We start from the raw sequence: 21467 nt of genomic DNA on the forward strand, positions 1-21467 counted from the left end.
CGTCCCGAGACCTGCTCGGCCCTCGGCCCCGGCACCTGCTCAGCCCTCGGTCCCGAGACCTGCTCGGCCCTCGGCCCCGGCACCTGCTCAGCCCTCGGTCCCGAGACCTGCTCGGCCCTCGGCCCCGGCACCTGCTCAGCCCTCGGCGCCGAGACCTGCTCAGCCCGAGGCCCCGGGACCTGTTCGCCTCTGGGCCCCGGCACCTGTTCGCCCCCCATGCCCCCCGGCCCCCGCTCCCCCCGCCCCGCCGACAGCGCCGCCACCTCCGCCCGCAGCGCCCGTACCTCCTCGGTGAGCGCCACGATCGCCTCCGTCTGGCGGCGTTCCACCACGTCGTCACGGTCGAACCGGGCGATGAACCAGGCCGCGATGTTCGCGGTGACGACACCGAGCAGCGCGATGCCGGACAGCATCAGCCCCACCGCGAGCAGCCGCCCCACCCCGGTCGTCGGCGCGTGGTCGCCGTACCCCACGGTGGTCATCGTGGTGAACGACCACCACACCGCGTCGCCCAGCGTCTTGATGTTGCCGTCCGGGGACTCCCGTTCCACCGACAGCACGGCCAGTGAGCCGAACATCAGCAGCCCCACCACCGAGCCCGCCACATAGGTGGTCAGCTGTATCTGGGACGCCATCCGGGCCCGTCGGCCGACCAGCAGCAGTGTGGAGACGACCCGCAGCAGCCTCAGCGGCTGGATCAGCGGCAGCAGCACCGCCAGCAGGTCCAGCCAGTGCCGCCGGACGAACTCCCGGCGGTCCTCGCTGAGCACCAGCCGCACCAGATAGTCCACCGCGAAGGCGCCCCACACCACCCACTCGGCGGTCAGACACGCCCGGGTCAGCTCCGGGCTCGCGGACTCCTCGACTATGGGGACGGCGTAGGCGACCGCGAACACCAACGCCAGGGCCAGCAGGGGTCGCTGGCTGCGCTCCTCCCAGCGGGCCCGCGCCGACTGCCGCTGCACCTCATGTATGGCGTCCATGCCGGGCATCGTAAGGAAAGTGTGAAGGGGAGATGGGCAGAGGGCGGTGGGAATCTCCCCACCGCCCTCACGCACACCCGGTGTGCCGCGCTATGCGTCGCCGCCCGCCGCGCCCGGGTCCGCCGCCGTCACGTCCAGCAGCTGATAGCGGTCGATGGCCTGCTTCAGCGCCGACCGGTCGACCTTGCCGTCCCGCGCCAGCTCGGTCAGCACCGCGAGCACGATCGACTGGGCGTCGATGTGGAAGAAGCGGCGGGCCGCGCCCCGGGTGTCGGCGAAGCCGAACCCGTCCGCGCCCAGCGACTGGTACCGCCCCGGCACCCAGCGGGCGATCTGGTCCGGCACCGACCGCATCCAGTCGGACACCGCCACGAACGGCCCCTCCGCGCCGCTCAGCTTCCGGGTCACCCACGGCACCCGCTGCTCCTCCTCGGGCCGCAGCAGATTGTGCTCCTCGCAGGCCACCGCCTCGCGCCGCAGCTCGTTCCAGGAGGTCGCGGACCAGACGTCGGCCCGTACGTTCCACTCCTCGGCCAGCACGCGCTGTGCCTCCAGCGCCCACGGGACGGCCACGCCCGACGCCATGATCTGCGCCGGGACCGCGCCCGCCGTGCCGGGGCTGATCCGGTGCACGCCCTTGAGGATGCCCTCCACGTCCACGTCCGCCGGCTCCGCCGGGTGCTGGATCGGCTCGTTGTAGACGGTCAGGTAGTAGAAGACGTCCTCGCCGTGCGGATGCTCGGCGCTCCCGCCGTACATCCGGCGCAGCCCGTCCTGCACGATGTGCGCGATCTCGTACGAGAACGCCGGGTCGTACGCCACACAGCCCGGGTTGCTGGACGCCAGCAGCTGGGAGTGGCCGTCCGCGTGCTGGAGCCCCTCACCGGTCAGGGTCGTCCGTCCGGCGGTCGCGCCCAGCACGAAACCGCGCGCCAGCTGATCGGCCATCTGCCAGAACTGGTCGCCGGTCCGCTGGAAACCGAACATCGAGTAGAAGACGTACACCGGGATCAGCGGCTCGCCATGGGTGGCGTACGAGGAGCCCGCCGCGATCAGCGATGCCGTGCAGCCCGCCTCCGAGATGCCGTCGTGCAGCATCTGACCGGTCGGCGACTCCTTGTAGGCGAGCAGCAGATCCCGGTCGACCGACTCGTACTGCTGCCCGAGCGGGTTGTAGATCTTCGCACTCGGGAAGAAGGAGTCCATGCCGAAGGTGCGGTACTCGTCCGGCGCGATCAGTACGAACCGGCGGCCGATCTCTTTGTCCCGCATGAGATCCTTCAGCAGTCGGACGAACGCCATGGTCGTCGCGATCTGCTGGTGACCAGAGCCCTTCTTCACACTCGCGTACGTCTTGTCGTCCGGGAGTGTGAGCGGCTGCGAGCGGACCACCCGGGTCGGCACATAGCCGCCGAGCGAGCTGCGCCGGTCGTGCATGTACTGGATCTCCGCCGACTCCCGGCCCGGGTGGTAGTACGGTGGCGCACCGCTCTCCAGCTCCCGGTCGGAGATCGGCAGGTGCAGCCGGTCGCGGAAGCCCTTGAGGTCGTCGACCGTCAGCTTCTTCATCTGGTGGGTGGCGTTGCGGCCCTCGAAGTTCGGGCCCAGCGTCCAGCCCTTGATCGTCTTCGCCAGGATCACCGTCGGCTGGCCCCTGTGCGCCTTGGCCGCCGAGAACGCCGCGAAGATCTTCCGGTGGTCATGGCCACCGCGCCCCAGATGCAGGATCTGGTCGTCGGACATCCCCTGCACCATCGCCCGCAGCCGGTGGTCGTCCCCGAAGAAGTGGTCACGGATGTACGCCCCGGTCTCGGTCGCGTACGTCTGGAACTGGCCGTCCGGCGTGGTGTTCATCCGGTTGACCAGCACCCCGTCGCGGTCCTGGGCCAGCAGCGGGTCCCAGGAGCGGTCCCAGACCAGCTTGATCACATTCCAGCCGGCGCCCCGGAAGACCGACTCCAGCTCCTGGATCACCTTGCCGTTGCCCCGCACCGGCCCGTCCAGGCGCTGGAGGTTGCAGTTCACCACGAAGGTCAGATTGTCCAGGTGCTCCCGGGCGGCGATGGTGAGCTGGCCCAGCGACTCCGGCTCGTCCATCTCGCCGTCCCCGAGGAACGCCCAGACGTGCGACTTCGACGTGTCGGCGATCTCCCGGGCGTGCAGATAGCGGTTCATCCGCGCCTGGTAGATCGCGCCGATCGGGCCGAGCCCCATGGAGACGGTCGGGAACTCCCAGAAGTCCGGCATCAGCCGCGGATGCGGATACGACGACAGCCCGTAGGGCGCCTTGGACTTCTCCTGCCGGAAACCGTCCAGATGCCGTTCGGTCAGCCGGTCCAGCAGGAACGCGCGGGCGTAGATGCCCGGCGAGGCGTGTCCCTGGAAGAAGACCTGGTCACCGCCGTCGCCCTCGTCCTTGCCCCGGAAGAAGTGGTTGAAGCCCACGTCGTAGAGCGAGGCGGAGGAGGCGAAGGTGGCGATATGGCCGCCGACGCCGATCCCGGGGCGCTGGGCGCGGGAGACCATCACCGCCGCGTTCCACCGGGTCGCGTTCAGGATCTTGCGCTCGATCTCCTCGTTGCCGGGGAAGAACGGCTCGTCCTTGGTCGCGATGGTGTTCACATAGTCCGTGCTGCGCATCTCGGGCACGGCGACCCGCTTCTCACGGGCCCGTTCGATCAGCCGCAGCATGAGGTAGCGGGCCCGCTCCCGGCCGCGCTCGTCGATGGCGGCGTCCAGGGAGTCCAGCCATTCCTGGGTCTCCTCGGGGTCGAAGTCAGGAACCTGACTCGGAAGGCCGCCAATGATGATCGGGTTGCGATCGGGTCCGGAAGCCACGCTGTTCCTTACCTGTCGGAGGGTGCCGGGACGGTCCCCGGTGGGCGCCACCGGGGACGAGGGGGCCGTCGCGCCCGTTCCACGCTGTGCCTGCGCCGCTCCCCATCGTGTACCTCGGGGGCGTAAACGTCATCTCTACCGTGAGGTAACCGGCCCACTCCGATACCCCCGCCGGTAGGGCAGACTCATGCGAGTGTCGTACGGTCAGAGGGTTCCCAAACGCCCAAACGGGGCAGAAGGGTGTGGTGTGCGCCACGTTCCCCGAGGACGAGGTGCCAGGAGTTGCGGGGACACGGCCCGGATCGTCACCGTTTCGGCGGTCTGAAACGCCGGGTACTTGCGCGATCCGCCCCGCCCGTGTGGACTACGGCCAATGCTTCGCGCACGCGCGTGGCTGAGACATACCCAAAGACATGATCAGGAGGCAACCCGTGAGCGCGACCGCGGACCACGCGGAGGAGCGGACCAACCCTGCCGCCAGGCTGGGTTTCCAGCCCGGACAGGTGGTCCAGGAGATCGGCTACGACGACGACGTCGACCAGGAGCTTCGTGAGGCCCTGGAGGAGACGATCGGCAGCGAACTCGTCGACGAGGACTACGACGACGTGGCCGACGCCGTGGTGCTCTGGTTCCGCGACGACGACGGCGACCTGACCGATGCGCTGGTGGACGCCACCACGTACATCGAGGAGGGCGGCACCATCCTGCTGCTGACGCCGAAGACCGGCCGGGACGGTTATGTCGAGCCGAGCGACATCTCGGAAGCCGCGACCACGGCGGGGCTGACCGCCGCGAAGAGCGTGAGCGTCGGCAAGGACTGGAGCGGGTCGCGGCTGGCGACCCCCAAGGCCGCGAAGTCCAAGCGGTAGCCGGCCGCGTCGCACCGCACAGCCCACCGGACGGGCCGAGCAGCCCTGCTCGGCCCGTCCGGCCGTTGCGGTGACCGGCTGCGTAGGGTGGAGGTCGTCCGTACCGCCCAGCAGCTCCACCGAAGGGACGACCGATGGCGATCCAGGTCGGCGACAAGGCCCCCGAATTCGAACTGAAGGACAACCACGGCGCCACCGTCCGGCTGGCCGACTTCCGCGGTGAGAAGAACGTCGTCCTGCTGTTCTACCCGTTCGCCTTCACCGGGGTGTGCACCGGCGAGCTGTGCGAGGTCCGCGACAACCTGCCGAGGTTCGCCGACCGCGACACCCAGGTGCTCGCCGTCTCCAACGACTCCATCCACACCCTGCGGGTCTTCGCCGAGCAGGAGGGCCTGGAGTACCCGCTGCTCAGCGACTTCTGGCCGCACGGCGAGACCTCCCGCGCCTACGGAGTGTTCGACGAGACGAAGGGCTGCGCGCTGCGCGGCACGTTCGTGATCGACAAGGAGGGCGTGGTGCGCTGGACGATCGTCAACGGTCTGCCGGACGCCCGCGACCTCGACGCGTACGTGAGCGCTCTCGACGCGCTCTGATTGTTAGGACCCAGGGCCTGCGGCCCACGGGAACCGCTCACTAGGATCGACTCGTTTGATCCGTTACCGACGCACGACGGGGCTTCCCGCCCCGGGAGACAATGGAGGGACTCGTGGGAGTCAGCCTCAGCAAGGGCGGCAACGTATCGCTGACCAAGGAGGCCCCGGGCCTGACCGCGGTCATCATCGGTCTGGGCTGGGACGTGCGGACCACGACCGGCACGGACTTCGACCTCGACGCGAGCGCGCTGCTGCTGAACAACACCGGCAAGGTCGCCAACGACCAGCACTTCATCTTCTTCAACAACCTGAAGAGCCCCGACGGCTCGGTGGAGCACACCGGTGACAACCTCACCGGTGAGGGCGAGGGCGACGACGAGCAGATCAAGGTCAACCTGGCGGGCGTCCCCCTGGAGATCGAGAAGATCGTCTTCCCGGTCTCCATCTACGACGCCGAGAACCGCCAGCAGTCCTTCGGCCAGGTCCGCAACGCGTTCATCCGCGTGGTGAACCAGGCCGGCGGCGCCGAGATCGCCCGCTACGACCTCAGTGAGGACGCCTCCACGGAGACGGCCATGGTCTTCGGCGAGCTGTACCGGCACGGCGCGGAGTGGAAGTTCCGCGCCATCGGCCAGGGCTACGCGTCGGGCCTGCGCGGTATCGCGCAGGACTTCGGGGTGAACGTCTGACCGGTGCCCGGCCAGGGCGCCGACCTGTCCGGCGCCGGGCGGTTTCCGCCCGGCGCCGGACGCGCAGGACAACCAAAGAAGCACGACCAGGGGAGGATCAGCATCATGGGCGTCACGCTCGCCAAGGGGGGCAATGTCTCCCTCTCCAAAGCCGCACCGAACCTGACCCATGTGATGGTCGGGCTCGGCTGGGACGCGCGTTCCACCACCGGAGCCCCCTTCGACCTGGACGCCAGCGCGCTGGTGTGCAGCAGCGGGCGGGTGCTGGGGGACGAGTGGTTCATCTTCTACAACCAGCTCCAGAGCCCGGACGGCTCGGTGGAGCACACCGGTGACAACCTCACCGGTGAGGGCGACGGCGACGACGAGTCCCTGCTGATCGATCTGGCCAAGGTCCCGGCCCACGCGGACAAGATCGTCTTCCCGGTCTCCATCCATCTGGCCGATGAGCGCGGCCAGACCTTCGGACAGGTCAGCAACGCCTTCATCCGGGTGGTCAACCAGGCCGACGGACAGGAACTGGCGCGGTACGACCTGAGCGAGGACGCCTCCACCGAGACGGCCATGATCTTCGGCGAGGTATATCGCTACCAGGGCGAATGGAAGTTCCGTGCAGTTGGCCAGGGGTACGCGTCGGGGCTCCGGGGGATCGCTCTAGACTTTGGGGTCAATGTTTCGTAAAGCCGGGTACGGCGTGGGGGAGACCCGTTCAGCCCGTACACAAGGGATTGGGTAGCCAGTGGTTCTGAAAACCTTCGGCTGGTCGTTCGCGGTCACCGCGGCCGGCCTTGTCGTGGCGATCTTCTACGGAGGGTGGACCGCGTTCGGGCTTGTCGCGATCCTCTCCATTCTTGAGATTTCGCTGTCTTTCGACAATGCGGTGGTAAATGCCGGAATTCTGAAGAAGATGAATGCCTTCTGGCAGCGCATCTTCCTCACCATCGGCATTCTGATCGCCGTGTTCGGTATGCGGCTGGTCTTCCCTGTCGTCATCGTCGCGATCAGTGCCCAGCTGGGCCCGATCGAGGCCGTGGACCTCGCGCTCACCGACAAGGACCGGTACCAGGAGCTGGTCACCGACGCCCACCCGGCGATCGCCGCGTTCGGTGGCATGTTCCTGCTGATGATCTTCCTGGACTTCATCTTCGAGGACCGGGAGATCAAGTGGCTGGCCTGGCTGGAGCGCCCGCTCGCCAAGCTCGGCAAGGTCGACATGCTCTCCGTCTGTGTCGCCCTGATCATCCTGCTGATCACCGCCATGACGTTCGCCACCAACGCGCATCTGCACGCGGGCCCGGCGGACAAGGCGGAGACCGTCTTGCTCTCCGGGGTCGCCGGTCTGATCACCTACATGATCGTCGGCGGTCTCTCCGGCTACTTCGAGGACAAGCTGGAGGAAGAGGAGGAGCGTGAGCACGAGGAGGAGGAGAAGGCCAAGCGCACCGGCAAGCCGGTGATCCTGCTGGCCGGCCGCGCCGCCTTCTTCATGTTCCTGTACCTGGAGGTCCTGGACGCGTCCTTCTCCTTCGACGGGGTGATCGGCGCCTTCGCCATCACCAACGACATCGTGCTGATGGCGCTGGGCCTGGGCATCGGAGCGATGTACGTCCGTTCGCTCACCGTGTACCTGGTCCGCCAGGGCACCCTGGACGACTACGTCTACCTGGAGCACGGGGCGCACTACGCGATCGGCGCGCTCGCGATCATCCTCCTGGTCACCATCCAGTACGAGATCCATGAGCTGATCACCGGTCTGATCGGTGTGGCGCTGATCGGTGCGTCGTTCTGGTCGTCGGTGCGGCGCAACCGCGCGCTGGCCGCGGCGGAGGGGGCGTCCGGGGCGGGCGACAAGCCAGAGGTGTCGTCCGGGGTCTGACCTGGTCGGCGGCCCGGGGGGTTGACGGCTCCCCGGGTGAGGAACGCTTCTGTGCGGGGCGGTAGCGAGGCGTAGGTCGCCTCCGGTGCCGTCCCGTACGGTTTTTCTTGGACGTCCTTCGGGACGAGTTGTCCTTCGGGAGAGGTGGGGTGGGGGCGGGATGGGTCTGCTGGACCGGTTCTGGCGTGGCCGGGACACCGAGTTCGACTCGGGGAGCGCGGCGACCAACTCGATCGAGCTGACCAAGCGGTACGCGCAGGTGTCGCTGAACAAGCAGGGCGCCGCGAGCGGCAATCTGCGGATCAATCTCAACTGGCGGATGCGGACCTCCGACCTCAGGGGGCCGCAGCGGGAGAGTCTGCTGCGCCATCCCTTCAAGGCGCTCAAGCCGCCGGAGGTCATGGGGCACAGCCAGAGCATGGTGAACGTGGACCTCGACCTGGGGTGTCTTTATGAGCTACAGGACGGGTCCAAGGGCGTGGTGCAGCCGCTGGGGGGTCTGCTCGGGGATCTGAACGGGCCGCCGTACGTCAAGCTCAGCGGGGACGACCGGTTCGGGTCGGCGTCCGGCGAGACGATCTACGTCAATCTGGATCACCGGGACGAGATCAAGCGGGTGCTGGTGTTCGTCTACATCTATGACCAGACGCCGGCGTTCGACCGGACCCATGCGATCGTCACGCTCTATCCCAGCAATGGGCCGCGGATCGAGATCGGGCTCGATGAGCGGCATCCCCAGGCTCGGTCCTGTGCGGTGGTGATGATCGAGAATGTGAAGGGGGAGTTGATGGTGCGGCGTGAGGTGAAGTTCGTGTACGGGTTTCAGGGGGAGCTGGATCGGTTGTACGGGTGGGGGTTGCAGTGGGGGCGGGGGTACAAGTCGAAGACGGAGGCGTAGCCGAATGTCTTCAGGGGCGCTGGGGGTGCCCCCTCTGGGGGAGGAACTGCGCGACCAGCCACGATGCACCCGCACTGGACCACTCGCCCCTGACTGAAACTGACGTGCGCGGTTCCCCGCGCCCCTGAGGGGGGGAGCGGGGCTACCGCGGGAGGAACTGGGGGCCCTGGGGGGGTAGGCGGAAGTCTGGGGTTGGTTGGGGGTAGCCGTAGGACGGGGCTGTCGCCGGGGCCGTTGTCGGCTGGGGGTAGCCGTATGCCGGCTGGGCCGGGGGGAAGGATGGTTCCGGGTGGCGGGTGACGCCTGCCTCCGACTCGTCCACCGAGATGCCGAAGTCCGTCGCCAGGCCGCGCAGGCCGTTGGAGTAGCCCTCGCCCAGTGCGCGGAACTTCCAGCCGTCGCCCCGCCGGTACAGCTCGCCGCAGATCAGCGCGGTCTCCTCGCCGGTCGTCGGCCTGACATCGAAGTACGCCACCGGCTCCGCGTCCGGCGCTCCCGCGTCGTACAGCAGAATGCGCAGGGAGTGTACGTGGGCGAAGGTCACCCCGTCCGCCGATGCGACCAGCAGAACCCGGCCGACACTGGGCTCGACACCGGACAGATCTGTCTGGATGGTGTCCGTGAGGCTCTCGGCGACCCGTTTCTTGCCGAGGCGCCAGACCTTCCCGGAGGGGTGCCGGGGCTGGTTGTAGAAGACGAAGTCCTCGTCGGAGCGCACCCGGCCGTCGGGGCCGAGGAGCAGTGCCGAGGCATCGACGTCCGGGACCCCCTGCCCAGGCGTCCAGCGCAGCACGGCGCGCACCGTCGTGGCTTCCAGCGGGACGTTCGACCCCTTCTGCATGGCGTGCGTCATGCGGTCATCCTGCCCTCTCGGTCCTGATCACGACAATGCGGGTCCGATGCGACCACGGCCGTGGCGGATGCACCATGGAAGGGGGAGTGCATGACCGAGTTACCTGAAATTCATGCCCGACGGGAACCCCAGACATGGACTCCTACGTACTATTACCGGCCACCTGTTCGTGATCTACCAGCCCATTCCGACTCCGCGGGGGAGATTCATGCGTCATTTCGGGCAAATCGCCCCTGAGGTACGGCGGCGCCTGTTCTACCGGGAGCCGAGCGGTTTCACCGCCGACTCCCCGGCGCGGCTGCTCGCCGCGGCCCTCGGTGCCACGCTCTACTCGCCCGCCACCCGGCCCCGGCTCGCCGACGACATCGCCAAACAGGCTGGTCGCGGGGTCGTCTCCATGGTCCTGTGCCTGGAGGACTCGATCGACGACGCGGACGTCAAGGACGCCGAGGAGAACCTCGTACGCCAGCTCCGGACCCTGGCCGGGGACGACCCCCGCGCCGGTGACCCGCCGCTGCTCTTCATCCGGGTCCGCACCCCCGGCCAGATCCCCGACCTGGTCCGGCGGCTCGGTCCGGCCGCCGCGGTGCTGTCCGGATTCGTACTGCCGAAGTTCACCGAGGAGCGCGGTATCCCCTTCCTGGAGGCCCTCGCCGGTGCCGAGGCGGCCAGCGGGCGCCGGCTCTTCGCGATGCCGGTCCTGGAGTCGCCCGAGCTGCTCTACCGGGAGACCCGCGTCGAGACCCTGGAGGGCATCTTCCGCGCGGTCGACAAGTACCGCGACCGGGTCCTCGCGCTCCGCCTCGGCGTCACCGACTTCTGCTCCTCCTACGGACTGCGCCGCGGCCCCGACATGACCGCCTACGACGTCCAGGTCGTCGCCTCCGTGATCGCCGACGTGGTGAACATGCTGGGCCGCGCCGACGGCACCGGCTTCACCGTCACCGGCCCGGTGTGGGAGTACTTCCGGGTGCAGGAACGTATGTTCAAGCCCCAGCTGCGGCGCAGTCCCTTCCTCGAAGGCCAGGCCGACGAACTCCGCGCCGCCCTCATCGAGCACGCCATGGACGGGCTGCTGCGCGAGATCGCCCTCGACCAGGCCAACGGCCTGCTCGGCAAGACCTGCATCCACCCCTCGCACGTCCTGCCCGTGCACGCGCTGTCCGTGGTCAGCCACGAGGAGTACAGCGACGCCCAGGACATCCTGCGCCCCGAGCGCGGCGGCGGCGGAGTCATGCGCTCCGCCTACACCAACAAGATGAACGAGGTGAAGCCGCACCGCGCCTGGGCCGAGCGCACCCTGCTGCGCGCCGAGGCGTTCGGAGTCGCCAACGAGGACATCGGCTTCGTCGAACTGCTGGCCGCCGGCATACCCACCTGACCGGCCCCGTCTATCTCCCAAGGGACGCATGAACACGGCACCGAACAGCGGGCACGACACCCCGGCCCCGCCACCCCACCCCGACGGCCCCCACCCGGCGGCACGCCAGCGCGCGGCCGGGTCCGGTGAGGGCCGCCGCCTGGCGGACGGTACGTCCGGTGACGGCCCGGTGGAGCACGGCTCCGGTGACGGCCGTCCGGCGGACGGTACGTCCGGTGACGGCCCGGTGGACGGCACCTCTGGCGCCGGTCTGGCGGGCCCTGCCTCTGGCGTGGGTCACTCGGCGGACCGTGCCTCTGGTGGCGGTTCGGCGGGGCACAGGTCTGGTGGCGGCCGGGTGGAGGGCACTTCCAGCGTCGGCCGTGCGGCGGACGGTACGCCCGGTGCTGGCCCGGCGGACGGCACCTCTGGCGCCGGTCTGGCGGGTCCTGTCTCCGGCGTGGGCCACTCGGCGGACCGTGCCTCCGGTGACGGTTCGGCGGGGCACAGGTCCGGTGGCGGCCGGGTGGAGGGCACCTCCGGCGTCGGCCGTCCGGTGGACGGTACGCCCGGTGCTGGCCCGGCGGACGGCACCTCTGGCGCCGGTCTGGCGGGCCCTGCCCCCGGCGTCGGCCGCCCGGTGGACCGCACGCCCGGTGGCGCCCCGGCGGACCCCACCCCCGGCGACCGCAACCCGGCAGACCCCGCCCCCGTCGCCGCCCCGCCCCTCCCCGCCGCCTCCGCCACCGCCCCCGCCGTCTGGTCCGGTACCTGGGTCGCCCAGCGGCTCGGGGTCGTGCTGCGTGGTGACGAGCAGCTTCCGCGGCTGCTCGGGCTGGCGCTGCGGCGTAACCCGAAGCGCGCCCATCTGCTCGTCTCCAATGTGCTCGGCAAGCATGTCCCGCAGTCGCCGGCCGTGGTCCACGGGTACGGCCTCGCCCTCGGCCGCCGGGTCCGCGCCCTGCTCGGCGACGACCTCAGCGCCGCCGCCGTGGTCCTCGGCTACGCCGAGACCGCCACCGGACTCGGCCACTCCGTCGCCGACGGCCTCGGCACCGCGCCCTGTCTGCACTCCACCCGCCGCCCGGTGCCCGGTGTCGCCCCCGCCGGGGGCTTCGAGGAGTCCCACTCCCACGCCACCTCGCATCTGCTGCTCCCCGAGGACCAGGCGCTGCTGGCCGGTGACGGACCGCTGGTCCTCGTCGACGACGAGTTCTCCACCGGCAACACCGTCCTCAACACCATCCGCTCCCTGCACGAGCGCTACCCCCGCGACCGCTATGTCGTCGTCGCCCTGGTGGATCTGCGCTCCCCGGCCGACCAGCACCGGCTCACCGAGTTCGCGCGGGAGATCGGCGCCCGCGTCGACCTGGTCGCCGCCGCCCGTGGCACGGTCGAGCTGCCCGACGGCGTACTGGAGCGCGGCCGGGCCCTCGTCGCCCGCCACGAGGGCGCCCCAGCCCCGGCCCCCGTCCCGGCCCCCGCGCCGCGCCCCGGCAGCCTCGCCCGGGTCGAGCTGCACTGGCCCGCGGGACTCCCCGACGGCGGGCGGCATGGCTTCACCCCGGCCCACCGCCGCCGTCTGGAGGCCGCCCTGCCCGCCATGGGCGCCCGGCTCGCCGAAGCCCTGCCCCCGGACGCCCGGCGCGTCCTGGTCCTCGGCACCGAAGAGCTGATCTACGCCCCGCTGCGGCTCGCCCGGGAACTCGAACAGCTGCTCCCCGGCACCGACCTCCGCTTCTCCACCACCACCCGCTCACCCGTCCTCGCCGTGGACGACCCCGGCTACGCCATCCGCAGCCGCCTCGTCTTCCCGGCCCACGACGACCCCGCCGACGGCCCCGGCGACCGCTACGCCTACAACGTGGCCGGGGCGGGCTTCGACGCCGTGATCTCCGTCGTCGACTCCACCGCCGACACCCCGGCCCTGCACGCCCCCGACGGCCTGCTCGCCCGGCTCGCCGACCACACCCCGCACGTCCTGCTCGCGGTCGTGCCCAGCCATGTCCCCGAGCCCCTGTACGTGCCCGCCCTTCCCGGAGCCAGATCCAGCATGTTGCCCGAGCCCCTCCGCGGCCCCGCCTTCTCCTCCTACGCCCCCGACGAGGTGGGCTGGCTGCTCCAGGACCTCTCCGACGTCACCCTGGAGGCCCCCACCGAGGAGCGTGAGGAGGCCATCCAGAGCGGCGGCGCCCACTACGCGGAGTCGCTGCCGGTGGAGTACCAGCCCAGCGACGCCTACCAGCGGCTCTTCCACTCCGCCCTGGACACCTCCGCCACCCGGATCGCGCAGGCCGTCGGGGTCGTCACCGAGACCGTGCTCGCCGAGCGCTCCCCGCGCCCGGTGCTGGTCTCGCTGGCCCGCGCCGGAACCCCCGTCGGCGTCCTGATGCGCCGCTGGGCGCAGCACCGCCACGGCCTCGACCTGCCGCACTACGCCGTCTCCATCGTCCGGGGCCGCGGTATCGACGCCAACGCCCTGCGCTGGCTCGCCGACCGGCACGACCCCGCCGACGTGGTCTTCGTCGACGGCTGGACCGGCAAGGGCGCCATCACCCGCGAACTCACCGCCGCCGTACGCCAGTTCGAGCAGGACCATGGGGTCAGCGGCTTCGACCCGGAGATCGCCGTACTTGCCGACCCCGGCTCCTGTGTGCGCACCTACGGCACCCGCGAGGACTTCCTCATCCCCTCCGCCTGCCTCAACTCCACCGTCTCCGGCCTGATATCCCGTACGGTGCTCCGCGCCGACCTGGTCGGACCCGACGACTTCCACGGCGCGAAGTTCTACCGCGAACTCGCCGGAGCCGACCTCTCCAACGTCTTCCTCGACACCATCACCGCCCGCTTCCCCGACCTCACCGACCCGGTGGACGCCGCCGTCAAGGACCTGCTGTCCGGCGACCGCACCCCCACCTGGGAGGGCTGGGCCGCCGTCGAACGGATCAGCGAGGAGTACGGCATCCACGACGTCAACCTGGTCAAACCCGGTGTCGGCGAGACCACCCGGGTGCTGCTGCGCCGGGTGCCGTGGAAGATCCTCGCCCGCGTCGGCGCGGGACCCGACCTCGACCACGTCCGGCTGCTCGCCGAGCAGCGCGGGGTCCCCGTCGAGGAGGTCACCGGCCTGCCCTACACCTGTGTGGGCCTCATCCATCCCCAGTACACACGCGGCGCGACCGGCGCCGACGGAAAGGCGGTAACGCTCTGATGCCGGTGCTCGTGGCGAGCGACCTCGACCGAACCCTCATCTATTCGTCCGCCGCTCTCGCCCTGACGATGCCGGACGCCCGCGCGCCCCGGCTGCTGTGCGTCGAGGTCCATGAGAGCAAGCCGCTGTCCTATCTGACCGAGACCGCCGCCGGGCTCCTCACCGACCTCGCCGACCACGCGGTCTTCGTCCCGACCACCACCCGCACCCGCAAGCAGTACGAGCGGATCAACCTCCCCGGTCCCGCCCCCCGGTTCGCGGTCTGTGCCAACGGCGGCCATCTCCTCGTCGACGGCGTCCCCGACGCCGCCTGGCACAGCGGGGTCATGGCCCGGCTCGCCGCCGAGTGCGCCCCGCTCTCCGAGGTCCGCGCCCATCTGGAGACCTCCGCCGACCCCGCCTGGGTCCGCAAGCACCGGGTCGCCGACGACCTTTTCGCCTATCTCGTCGTAGAACGCGACCTGCTGCCCGAGGACTGGGTGAAGGAACTCGCCGTCTGGGCCGAGAACCGCGGCTGGACCGTCTCCCTCCAGGGCCGCAAGATCTACGCCGTCCCCAAGCCGCTGACCAAGAGCGCCGCCGTACGTGAGATCGCCCGCCGCACCGGCGCCGACCTCGTCCTGGCCGCCGGGGACTCCCTGCTCGACGCCGATCTGCTGCTCGCCGCCGACCACGGCTGGCGCCCCGGCCACGGCGAGCTGGCCGACAGCGGCTGGACCGCGCCCACCGTCGACGCCCTGCCGGAACGGGGAGTGCTGGCCGGGGAGCGCATCCTGCGCGAGTTCCTGCGGACGGCCGACGAGCACCCGTAGCCGGGCCCGGCGGGGGCGCTAAGGCCGCTCGCGGGACAGCACCGGTCCCGCGGACACCGGCACCCCCGCCGGGCACTCCGCGTCCCGTCTGTCCGGGTCCCGGCCGCGCGTCCCGCGCCCGCCGCTCCTGCGCCGGGTGCCGCGCCCCGGGCGCATCAGCCGCAGCACGGCGAAGCCCACCACCGCGAGCACGGCGGCGGCCAGCACCACCTTCGAGTACGTGGAGACGACCGTGGTCACCTCGGCCCAGTTCTCGCCCAGCAGATAGCCCGCGAGCACGAACACGGTGTTCCAGATCGCGCTGCCCAGCGTCGTCAGCCCCAGGAACACCGGCAGCGGCATCCGCTCCACCCCGGCCGGGACCGAGATCAGACTGCGAAAGACGGGGATCATCCGCCCGAAGAACACGGCCTTCGTGCCGTGCCGGGCGAACCACGCCTCGGTCCGCTCGATGTCCGACACCCTCACCAGCGGCAGCCGCCCGGCCAGCGCGACGGTACGGTCCCGGCCCAGCAGCGCCCCGACGCCGTACAGCGCGAGCGCCCCGACCACCGAGCCCACCGTGGTCCACAGCAGGGCCGCGTACAGGTTCATCTGGCCCGTGCTGGCGGCGAAACCGGCCAGCGGCAGGATCACCTCGCTGGGCAGCGGCGGGAACAGGTTCTCCAGGGCCACGAGAAGGCCCGCCCCCGGCGCCCCGAGGGCGTCCATGAGGTCAGTGATCCACTGGGGCGCGGCGCCGGCCTCCGCGGCCATGACCGTCGTCTGCGCCGCGCTGTGCGCTGCGATGGCTGTCATACCCATCACAGTAGAAATCCGAAGCTGAAGAAACCTGAGGGCGACGGGCGGGCGGCCCGGCCCTCAGGGGTCAGCCGCAACAGCCCCCGCCGCAGCAGCCTCCGCCACCGCCCCCCGCGCTGGGGGCCGGACCCGCGGCGGCGGTGCCGCCGACGGACACCGTGGACAGCAGCTTCACCGTGTCGTCATGGCCGGACGGACAGGCGGCCGGGTCGGCGGAGCGGGCCATCGGGCGGCTCAGTTCGAAGGTGTCGCCGCAGGTACGGCAGCGGTACTCGTAGCGAGGCATGGCCCCAGACTAACTGGCGTCCCCTGGCGGCGGGGCGGGTGCGCGGGTCCGTTCCTCCTGGGCGGCGGACTCGGCGGCGGCGTGCTCGGGATGGCGCGCCCGCCAGTACGGATTGTCGTGCGGCAGCGCGGAGCCCACCCGCCCGTACATGCCGAAGGTCATCAGGAGCAGCCCGACCACGAAGCTGAACAGCACGTTCTGGATCTTGAAGGCGAGGAAGTTGTAGTCGGTCTGGAGGAGCCCCAGGTTCAGGAAGCCGTTCAGGATGAACAGGACGCCCAGGGTCATGTTCAGGGTGGAGGCGAAGTTGCCGCCGATCACCATGCCGACGAAGAGCAGCAGCCCGACGCAGATGGACAGCACGCTCAGGGCGCCGTTGGAATTCAGCCCGAGAACCTGGTCGCCGCCGGTGTCGAAGAAGCCGATGTGGTGGGTCAGCCCGAGGATGCCGAAGGCCAGCAGCGCCAGCCCCATGAGCCCCGCGCCGACGCGGTACACCGTGCTCAGACGGTGGTCGACGGGGAGATGCTCGTCGAGCCGGATACGCCGCCGGGTTCCCGGGTGGAGCGCCTGTGTGGCCATGGCCCGCCTCCTTGAGCGCTGGGGAGGCCGTACGTGCTCTCCTCCCCAGCATCCGCCCGGCACGCGGCGGGGGCAACGGCAACGGCAACGGCAACGGGCGAGAGTCGGGCTGCTCAGGGGCCGGAGCCCGCGCCGCGCTCCTCGCGGATCTGGGAGACCACCCGGGTCACGCTCTGCCGGACCGCCTCCGTCTCGGTGAGGAAGTGCCAGTAGTCGGGGTGGCGGCCCTCCAGCGTGGTGATCGCCCGCTCCAGCCGGGCCACGGCGTCGTCCAGCGGGCGGGCGTGGCGCGGGTCCGGGGTGTGGCGGCCCGCCATGGCCAGCCGCTGGGCGTCCCGGATCGCGAACCGGGTGCGTTCGATCTCGGCCTGCGGGTCCTTCTGCACGGCGTTGAGCCGCCGCAGCCGGTCCCCGGCGGCGGAGACGGCCTCGTCGGTGGTGTTCAGCAGGGCGCGGACGGTGGAGAGCAGCGCGGTGGCGTCCGGCCAGCGCTGGGCGTCCCGGGCGGTCTGCGCCTCCCTGAGCTTCTGCTCGGCCTGGCGGACATTGTCCTCGGCGAGGTCGGGGACCCGCTGGAGGTCCTGCCAGCAGGCGGCGGTGAACCGGCGCCGCAACTCGCTCAGCACGGGCTCGACCTGTCCGGCGCGGGTGGTCAGGGCCTGGGCGCGGGTGCGCAGGGAGACCAGACGGTGGTCGATCTCGGCGGCCCGCTCGGGCAGCCGCCCGGCCTCCGCGCCGATCGCCCCGGCCTCCCGGGCCACCCGCTCGGCCCGCTCCAGGGTCTGCGGCACACCGTGCTGCCCGGCGCCCTGGTTGAGCTTGGTCAGCTCGGGGGCGAGGGCGGCGAGCCGGGCGGCGAGGTCGTCGGCGCGCAGTCCCGCAGCGCGCGCGGCGTCCAGCGCCTGGGAGGCGGCGAGCAGGGACTGCCGGGCGCGCTCCACGGCGGGGGCGAGCCGGGCGAGCTGGGTCTCGGCCTTGCCGAGCAGCGGCCCGAGACCGTCGGCGAACCGGTCGAGGTCGCGCTTGACGCGGGTCAGTTCGTCCTTGGCCCGGGTCAGCTCCGTACGGGCCCGGCTCGCGGCGGACGCCTCCAGGTCGTCGCGGTCGAGGTCATGGGCGTCGACCGCGCCGATGTACTGGTGGCTGGCCTCGTCGATGCGATGGCCGAGCGCCTCGAAGTCGGCGGCGGCCCGCCGGGCGGCGGGGGAGTCGTCGACGGCGGCGATGGTCTCGATCGAGATCCGCAGATCGCGCTGGGCGGTGTCGAGTTCGTAGAACGCGGCGGCGGCGTCGTCCTTCGCCGCCTGGGCCTCGGCGCGCTGGCTCTCGGCCCGGCCGCCGAACCAGCGCCGGGTGCCGCCGCCCGCGAAGGAGGCGGGCAGCGCCAGCGCCGCGATCAGCGGCAGGGAGACCAGGGTGAGGGCGTCACGCAACGCCAGGCGCCCGGCGCGGGGCGGATCGGGGCGTGCGGCCAACGGCGAATACGGCTGAGTCGGTGTCGCCGTCACATCCCTCTCCCGTGCTGTCGTCCGCCCTGCCCGGTTCATTCTCCCACCGGTTAAGGACGAACACACGGGCCGGTTAGTTCGCGGTGCGCAGGGTCACTTTGCCGTCGCCGGTGCGGACGGTGATCACATGGGCGCTGGAGTCGTCGCGGGGGACGGACACGTCGACGCCGCCGTCGCCGGTCTCGGTGGTCACCCGGTATCCGGCGCGGGGCAGGGTGACGGTGACATTGCCGTCGCCGGAGCGGGTCTCGACCCGGTCGGGGACGACCCCGAGCGTCAGCCGGACACTGCCGTCGCCGGTGCGGGTGGTGACCTGGCGGGAGTCCAGCTCGGCATCGATGTCGCCGTCGCCGGTGCGCAGCTCGGCGGGGCCGGTGGAGTCGGTGATACGGACCCGTCCGTCGCCGGTGCGCACGGTGAGCGCGCCGCTGGTGTCCGAGACCCGGACATCGCCGTCGCCGGTGCGGATGTCGAGGGGGTCCTCGAAGCCGCTGGCCCGGACGGCGCCGTCGCCGTCCTCGACCTTGACGGCGACGCCCCGGGGGACCTCGACCTTGTGCCGGGCGGAGCAGTCGGCGCCGAAGCCGGAGCAGTGCGTCCGCAGGGTGAGCCGGTCGTCCTTCATGGACCAGGTGACCTTGGGCTCCTCGCCGATCATGACCGAGCCGTCGAACCAGCGGGTGACCTCGATGGACCCCGGCTTCGTCTCCGGGCTCGCGACGATCTCCAGCCCCGAGTCGTCGGAGTCGACGGTGAGGGTGCGGCCGGTGAGCGCGAAGGACCGCTGCTCGGGGTCCGGGTCGTCGGCGGCCGACGCGCACGCGGTGAGACCCGCCGCCGCGACGACGACGGCGGCGACCGCGACGGCCGTACGCACCAGCCCGCTGCGCCCGGCGGCCGTGCGCCCCACCGTCGTACGGCTGGAAACGGAACGAGTCATACAGATCTCTCCCCCTGCTGCTCCGGGCCGGGACGCCCGCTGCCGAGGGCCTGTCCCCGACGCCACCTCGACCGTAGGGACTCCGCCGCCGCGCGGGCATCCGGCCCGCTCCCGGATCGAAGGTGGGGGTATCCCCCGGTCGGGGCCCCGGCGGGGCCGAAACGGGATTGCCGGGCACCGCCGGGGGCCATGTAGGCTGTCGACTCGTCCTGGGTGCGTAGCTCAGGGGTAGAGCGCCTGCCTTACAAGCAGGATGTCGGCGGTTCGAAACCGTCCGCGCCCACCAGGTCGAACCAGACACGAAGGCCCCTCACCGAGATCGGTGAGGGGCCTTCGTGTCTGGTCGAGAGGGAGACCGACTTCCCGGAGGCGATCAGCGCACCGCCGTCACCGCCGTCACCGCGTTCACCGCGTTCATCGCCTTCATTGCCTTCATCGCGTTCACCGTCTGATCCGATTGCGCATGGCGAGGATCGCGAGACCCAGCAGCACCGGTTCGACGACCCGGGACGCCATCTCTATATATCCACCCGCCGTGGTCAGTTCCTGACCCGAGGAGCGGAACACCACCGAATTCAAGGTGGCGTTGAGGGCCCTCTCGAAACGCTCGCCGGTGAAGCGGGCGCCGGTGGGATTCGGGGGGTCCTGTCTGCTGATCTCCAGCCGGACCGTGCCTCCGGTGGGCGGAGCGGTACCCGTCGCCTCCTCCCGGGGAGCGTGCTGGGGAATGCCGAAGCCCATCAGCAGGAGAATCGTGAGGAAAGCGGAGACGGCCAGCCAGCCCAGTGCCCGGGAGGCGCGCAGACCGTATCCGGAGAGGAGCCAGTAGCCGTGCAACAGGCTCCGCTCCGCACGCGATGAGCGAGCCCTGTCGTGGCGCCGCATCTCCATCTCGCCGTAGTAGAAGTCCGCGGCCCCCGGCTCGTTCTTCGCGTCCTCGTGCGCCTTGCGCAACGCCCGGTACACCGGTGCCAATTGCGCCGGACCGACATGAGCGGCGCCGAACACCGCCGGATTCCACTCCCGGACGGCCGCCGGCTGACCCGCCCGCCAGTGATGCTCCTCCGCCAGCGTGCCGCGGGGAGCGAACCACGCGGGGGACCAGTGTCTCCAGTACAGGTCGTGCGGCGCGGCGGCGAACGTGCAGGTGCCTTCCAGACGTAGCTGGTCGAGATGCACGGCTCCGGTGAACAGACAGCCCGAGAGGTCGACATCCGCGAGGACGAGGTGGGCCGCGTCCACACCGCGCAGCGACGCGAGCCGGACATCGGAACGGGGCGCAGCCGCCAGGGCCTCCTCATCGGCGGGTCGCCCGTCGGATCCGACGAAGGGCGTCGGCTCCGACGCGATGGTGAGCGGGTATTCGAAGACGGCCCCCGCGAGATCGACCGTGGCGTAGCGTAAGCGGATTTCGGCGGTCGACGCCCAGCGGGTTCGGTGGCATTCCACCCGTATCGCGGCGAGCCGCAGGGTTGCTGGACCGTTGAAGGTCGATTCGGAGAGTACGACGCGGCCGACGCATGTCAGGGGGCCGATGGTGACGGTGTCTTGAAAGGTCGACAAAAGGAAGCAGGCGTCCGTCTTGAATGTCGCTGATTCGAAGCTGACGCTGCCTTGGAAGGTGCTCCGTTTGAACGTGGCGGTGCCCTCGAAGACTGCTTCCGCGAACCAGGCGTCATCCTCGAATGTGGTCCGCTCGAACCTGGGTTCTCCTCCGAAGGTCGCGGCCCGGAAGTAGGCGGTGCCCATGAAGGTCACCCATCCGAACTTGCCGCCGACCTCGAACCGGGCCCCGCTGAAATCGCTGTCGTCCCTGAAGACCGACTTCGCGAACGATACGGAATCGTAAAAGGTGGTCGCACGGAAGGATGCCAGGTCGTCGAATGTCACGACGTAGAAATCGGCCTCCGCCTCGAAGACCGTCGAATTGAAGGAAATCGATCCCTTGACGGCGGAATCATTGAAGTCGACGCGGTTCTTGAAGGTTGCCCCGTCGAAAGAGGCGTGTCCCTCGAAGACCGCCGACGTGAACGACGCGGGGCCCTCGAAGACCGCCGACTCGAACGAAGCGCGGCCGAGGTGGACCTTCCCCGTGGCGCTGTCGCGCAGGGGGGCGAGGAGGCTGTGGAGCAGGTCCTCGGTGAAGGGGGTACCGCTGTGGTCGACCGCCGCACCAGGAGTCAGACCGGCCAGGTAGGTCCGCCGCTCGCCCGCGGTCGCGTGCGCGAGGCAGACGGTACTGCCGGGGAGGTGGATGCCGCGGCACCCGACCGGGTCGTGCGGACCGGCGCCGTGCCCGCAGTGCGGCCAGAGGGGCGGGGCGGCGGACGGTGCGGAGGTCCGTGGCGGCATACCTTGAGGACGATGG

17 protein-coding genes, 1 tRNA gene and 1 pseudogene are annotated in these 21467 nt (G+C 70.6%); 10 read left to right on the forward strand and 9 right to left on the reverse strand.

Features of this window, described 5'->3' with window-relative positions; all coding sequences use genetic code 11:
* Nucleotides 1-248 precede the first annotated feature (248 nt).
* Nucleotides 249-983 (reverse strand): annotated as a pseudogene (locus AB0D49_RS36785) (ion channel); the annotation flags it as partial.
* Between the two features lie 90 nt (nt 984-1073).
* Nucleotides 1074-3821, reverse strand: coding sequence for a pyruvate dehydrogenase (acetyl-transferring), homodimeric type (gene aceE / locus AB0D49_RS36790; RefSeq protein WP_362766848.1), 2748 nt, complete (start codon nt 3819-3821; stop codon nt 1074-1076).
* A 431-nt stretch (nt 3822-4252) separates the two neighbouring features.
* Between aceE and AB0D49_RS36795 the strand changes: the two genes are divergently transcribed.
* From AB0D49_RS36795 to AB0D49_RS36820, 6 genes are all read left to right on the forward strand, one after another.
* Entirely contained in the window at nt 4253-4690 is a 438-nt protein-coding gene (locus AB0D49_RS36795) for a DUF3052 domain-containing protein (RefSeq protein ID WP_362766851.1), read from the forward strand.
* A gap of 134 nt (nt 4691-4824) precedes the next feature.
* Complete coding sequence (locus AB0D49_RS36800) at nt 4825-5283, forward strand: peroxiredoxin (RefSeq protein WP_362766854.1); 459 nt, start codon at nt 4825-4827, stop codon at nt 5281-5283.
* 113 nt (nt 5284-5396) lie between these two features.
* A complete protein-coding gene (locus tag AB0D49_RS36805) occupies nt 5397-5972 on the forward strand; it encodes a TerD family protein (RefSeq protein WP_362766857.1) in 576 nt (191 codons plus the stop codon).
* 105 nt (nt 5973-6077) lie between these two features.
* A complete protein-coding gene (locus AB0D49_RS36810; RefSeq protein WP_362766860.1) occupies nt 6078-6653 on the forward strand; it encodes a TerD family protein in 576 nt (191 codons plus the stop codon).
* A 58-nt stretch (nt 6654-6711) separates the two neighbouring features.
* A complete protein-coding gene (locus tag AB0D49_RS36815) occupies nt 6712-7848 on the forward strand; it encodes a DUF475 domain-containing protein (protein WP_362766862.1) in 1137 nt (378 codons plus the stop codon).
* A gap of 160 nt (nt 7849-8008) precedes the next feature.
* Complete coding sequence (locus tag AB0D49_RS36820; protein ID WP_362766865.1) at nt 8009-8746, forward strand: Tellurium resistance; 738 nt, start codon at nt 8009-8011, stop codon at nt 8744-8746.
* Nucleotides 8747-8888: 142 nt separating this feature from the next.
* On the opposite strand, the gene AB0D49_RS36825 is transcribed toward AB0D49_RS36820, so the two are convergent.
* On the reverse strand, nt 8889-9599 hold the full coding sequence (locus AB0D49_RS36825; RefSeq protein WP_362766868.1) for a TerD family protein: 711 nt from the start codon (nt 9597-9599) through the stop codon (nt 8889-8891).
* Nucleotides 9600-9807: 208 nt separating this feature from the next.
* On the opposite strand from AB0D49_RS36825, the gene AB0D49_RS36830 reads away from it, so the two are divergent.
* From AB0D49_RS36830 to AB0D49_RS36840, 3 genes are all read left to right on the forward strand, one after another.
* Entirely contained in the window at nt 9808-10980 is a 1173-nt protein-coding gene (locus AB0D49_RS36830; protein ID WP_362766870.1) for an HpcH/HpaI aldolase/citrate lyase family protein, read from the forward strand.
* Nucleotides 10981-11755: 775 nt separating this feature from the next.
* On the forward strand, nt 11756-14170 hold the full coding sequence (locus tag AB0D49_RS36835) for a phosphoribosyltransferase (RefSeq protein WP_362767020.1): 2415 nt from the start codon (nt 11756-11758) through the stop codon (nt 14168-14170).
* The gene (locus tag AB0D49_RS36840; RefSeq protein WP_362766873.1) at nt 14170-14982 is read left to right on the forward strand and encodes an HAD family hydrolase; all 813 of its coding nucleotides are present in this window, start codon (nt 14170-14172) and stop codon (nt 14980-14982) included. The genes AB0D49_RS36835 and AB0D49_RS36840 overlap by 1 nt, the downstream gene beginning before the upstream one ends.
* An 18-nt stretch (nt 14983-15000) precedes the next feature.
* On the opposite strand, the gene AB0D49_RS36845 is transcribed toward AB0D49_RS36840, so the two are convergent.
* The 5 genes from AB0D49_RS36845 to AB0D49_RS36865 all read right to left on the reverse strand — a co-directional run bounded on the left by AB0D49_RS36845 (nt 15001) and on the right by AB0D49_RS36865 (nt 19099).
* The gene (locus AB0D49_RS36845; protein WP_362766875.1) at nt 15001-15780 is read right to left on the reverse strand and encodes a DedA family protein; all 780 of its coding nucleotides are present in this window, start codon (nt 15778-15780) and stop codon (nt 15001-15003) included.
* Between the two features lie 70 nt (nt 15781-15850).
* Nucleotides 15851-16069 (reverse strand): zinc ribbon domain-containing protein, encoded by a 219-nt coding sequence (locus AB0D49_RS36850; protein WP_362766878.1) that lies wholly within the window; start codon nt 16067-16069, stop codon nt 15851-15853.
* Nucleotides 16070-16078: 9 nt separating this feature from the next.
* Nucleotides 16079-16651, reverse strand: a complete 573-nt coding sequence (locus tag AB0D49_RS36855; RefSeq protein ID WP_362766881.1) for a DUF4383 domain-containing protein — start codon at nt 16649-16651, stop codon at nt 16079-16081.
* Between the two features lie 113 nt (nt 16652-16764).
* A complete protein-coding gene (locus AB0D49_RS36860; RefSeq protein ID WP_362766884.1) occupies nt 16765-18159 on the reverse strand; it encodes a hypothetical protein in 1395 nt (464 codons plus the stop codon).
* A 73-nt stretch (nt 18160-18232) separates the two neighbouring features.
* Nucleotides 18233-19099, reverse strand: a complete 867-nt coding sequence (locus tag AB0D49_RS36865) for a DUF4097 family beta strand repeat-containing protein (RefSeq protein WP_362766887.1) — start codon at nt 19097-19099, stop codon at nt 18233-18235.
* 211 nt (nt 19100-19310) lie between these two features.
* On the opposite strand from AB0D49_RS36865, the gene AB0D49_RS36870 reads away from it, so the two are divergent.
* Nucleotides 19311-19385: transfer RNA gene (locus tag AB0D49_RS36870), tRNA-Val, on the forward strand.
* Nucleotides 19386-19540: 155 nt separating this feature from the next.
* Here the strand turns inward: AB0D49_RS36870 and AB0D49_RS36875 are convergent.
* A complete protein-coding gene (locus AB0D49_RS36875; RefSeq protein ID WP_362766890.1) occupies nt 19541-21451 on the reverse strand; it encodes a pentapeptide repeat-containing protein in 1911 nt (636 codons plus the stop codon).
* Nucleotides 21452-21467 lie beyond the last annotated feature (16 nt).

The organism is Streptomyces sp. NPDC048290 (assembly GCF_040652095.1).
Lineage (GTDB): Bacteria > Actinomycetota > Actinomycetes > Streptomycetales > Streptomycetaceae > Streptomyces.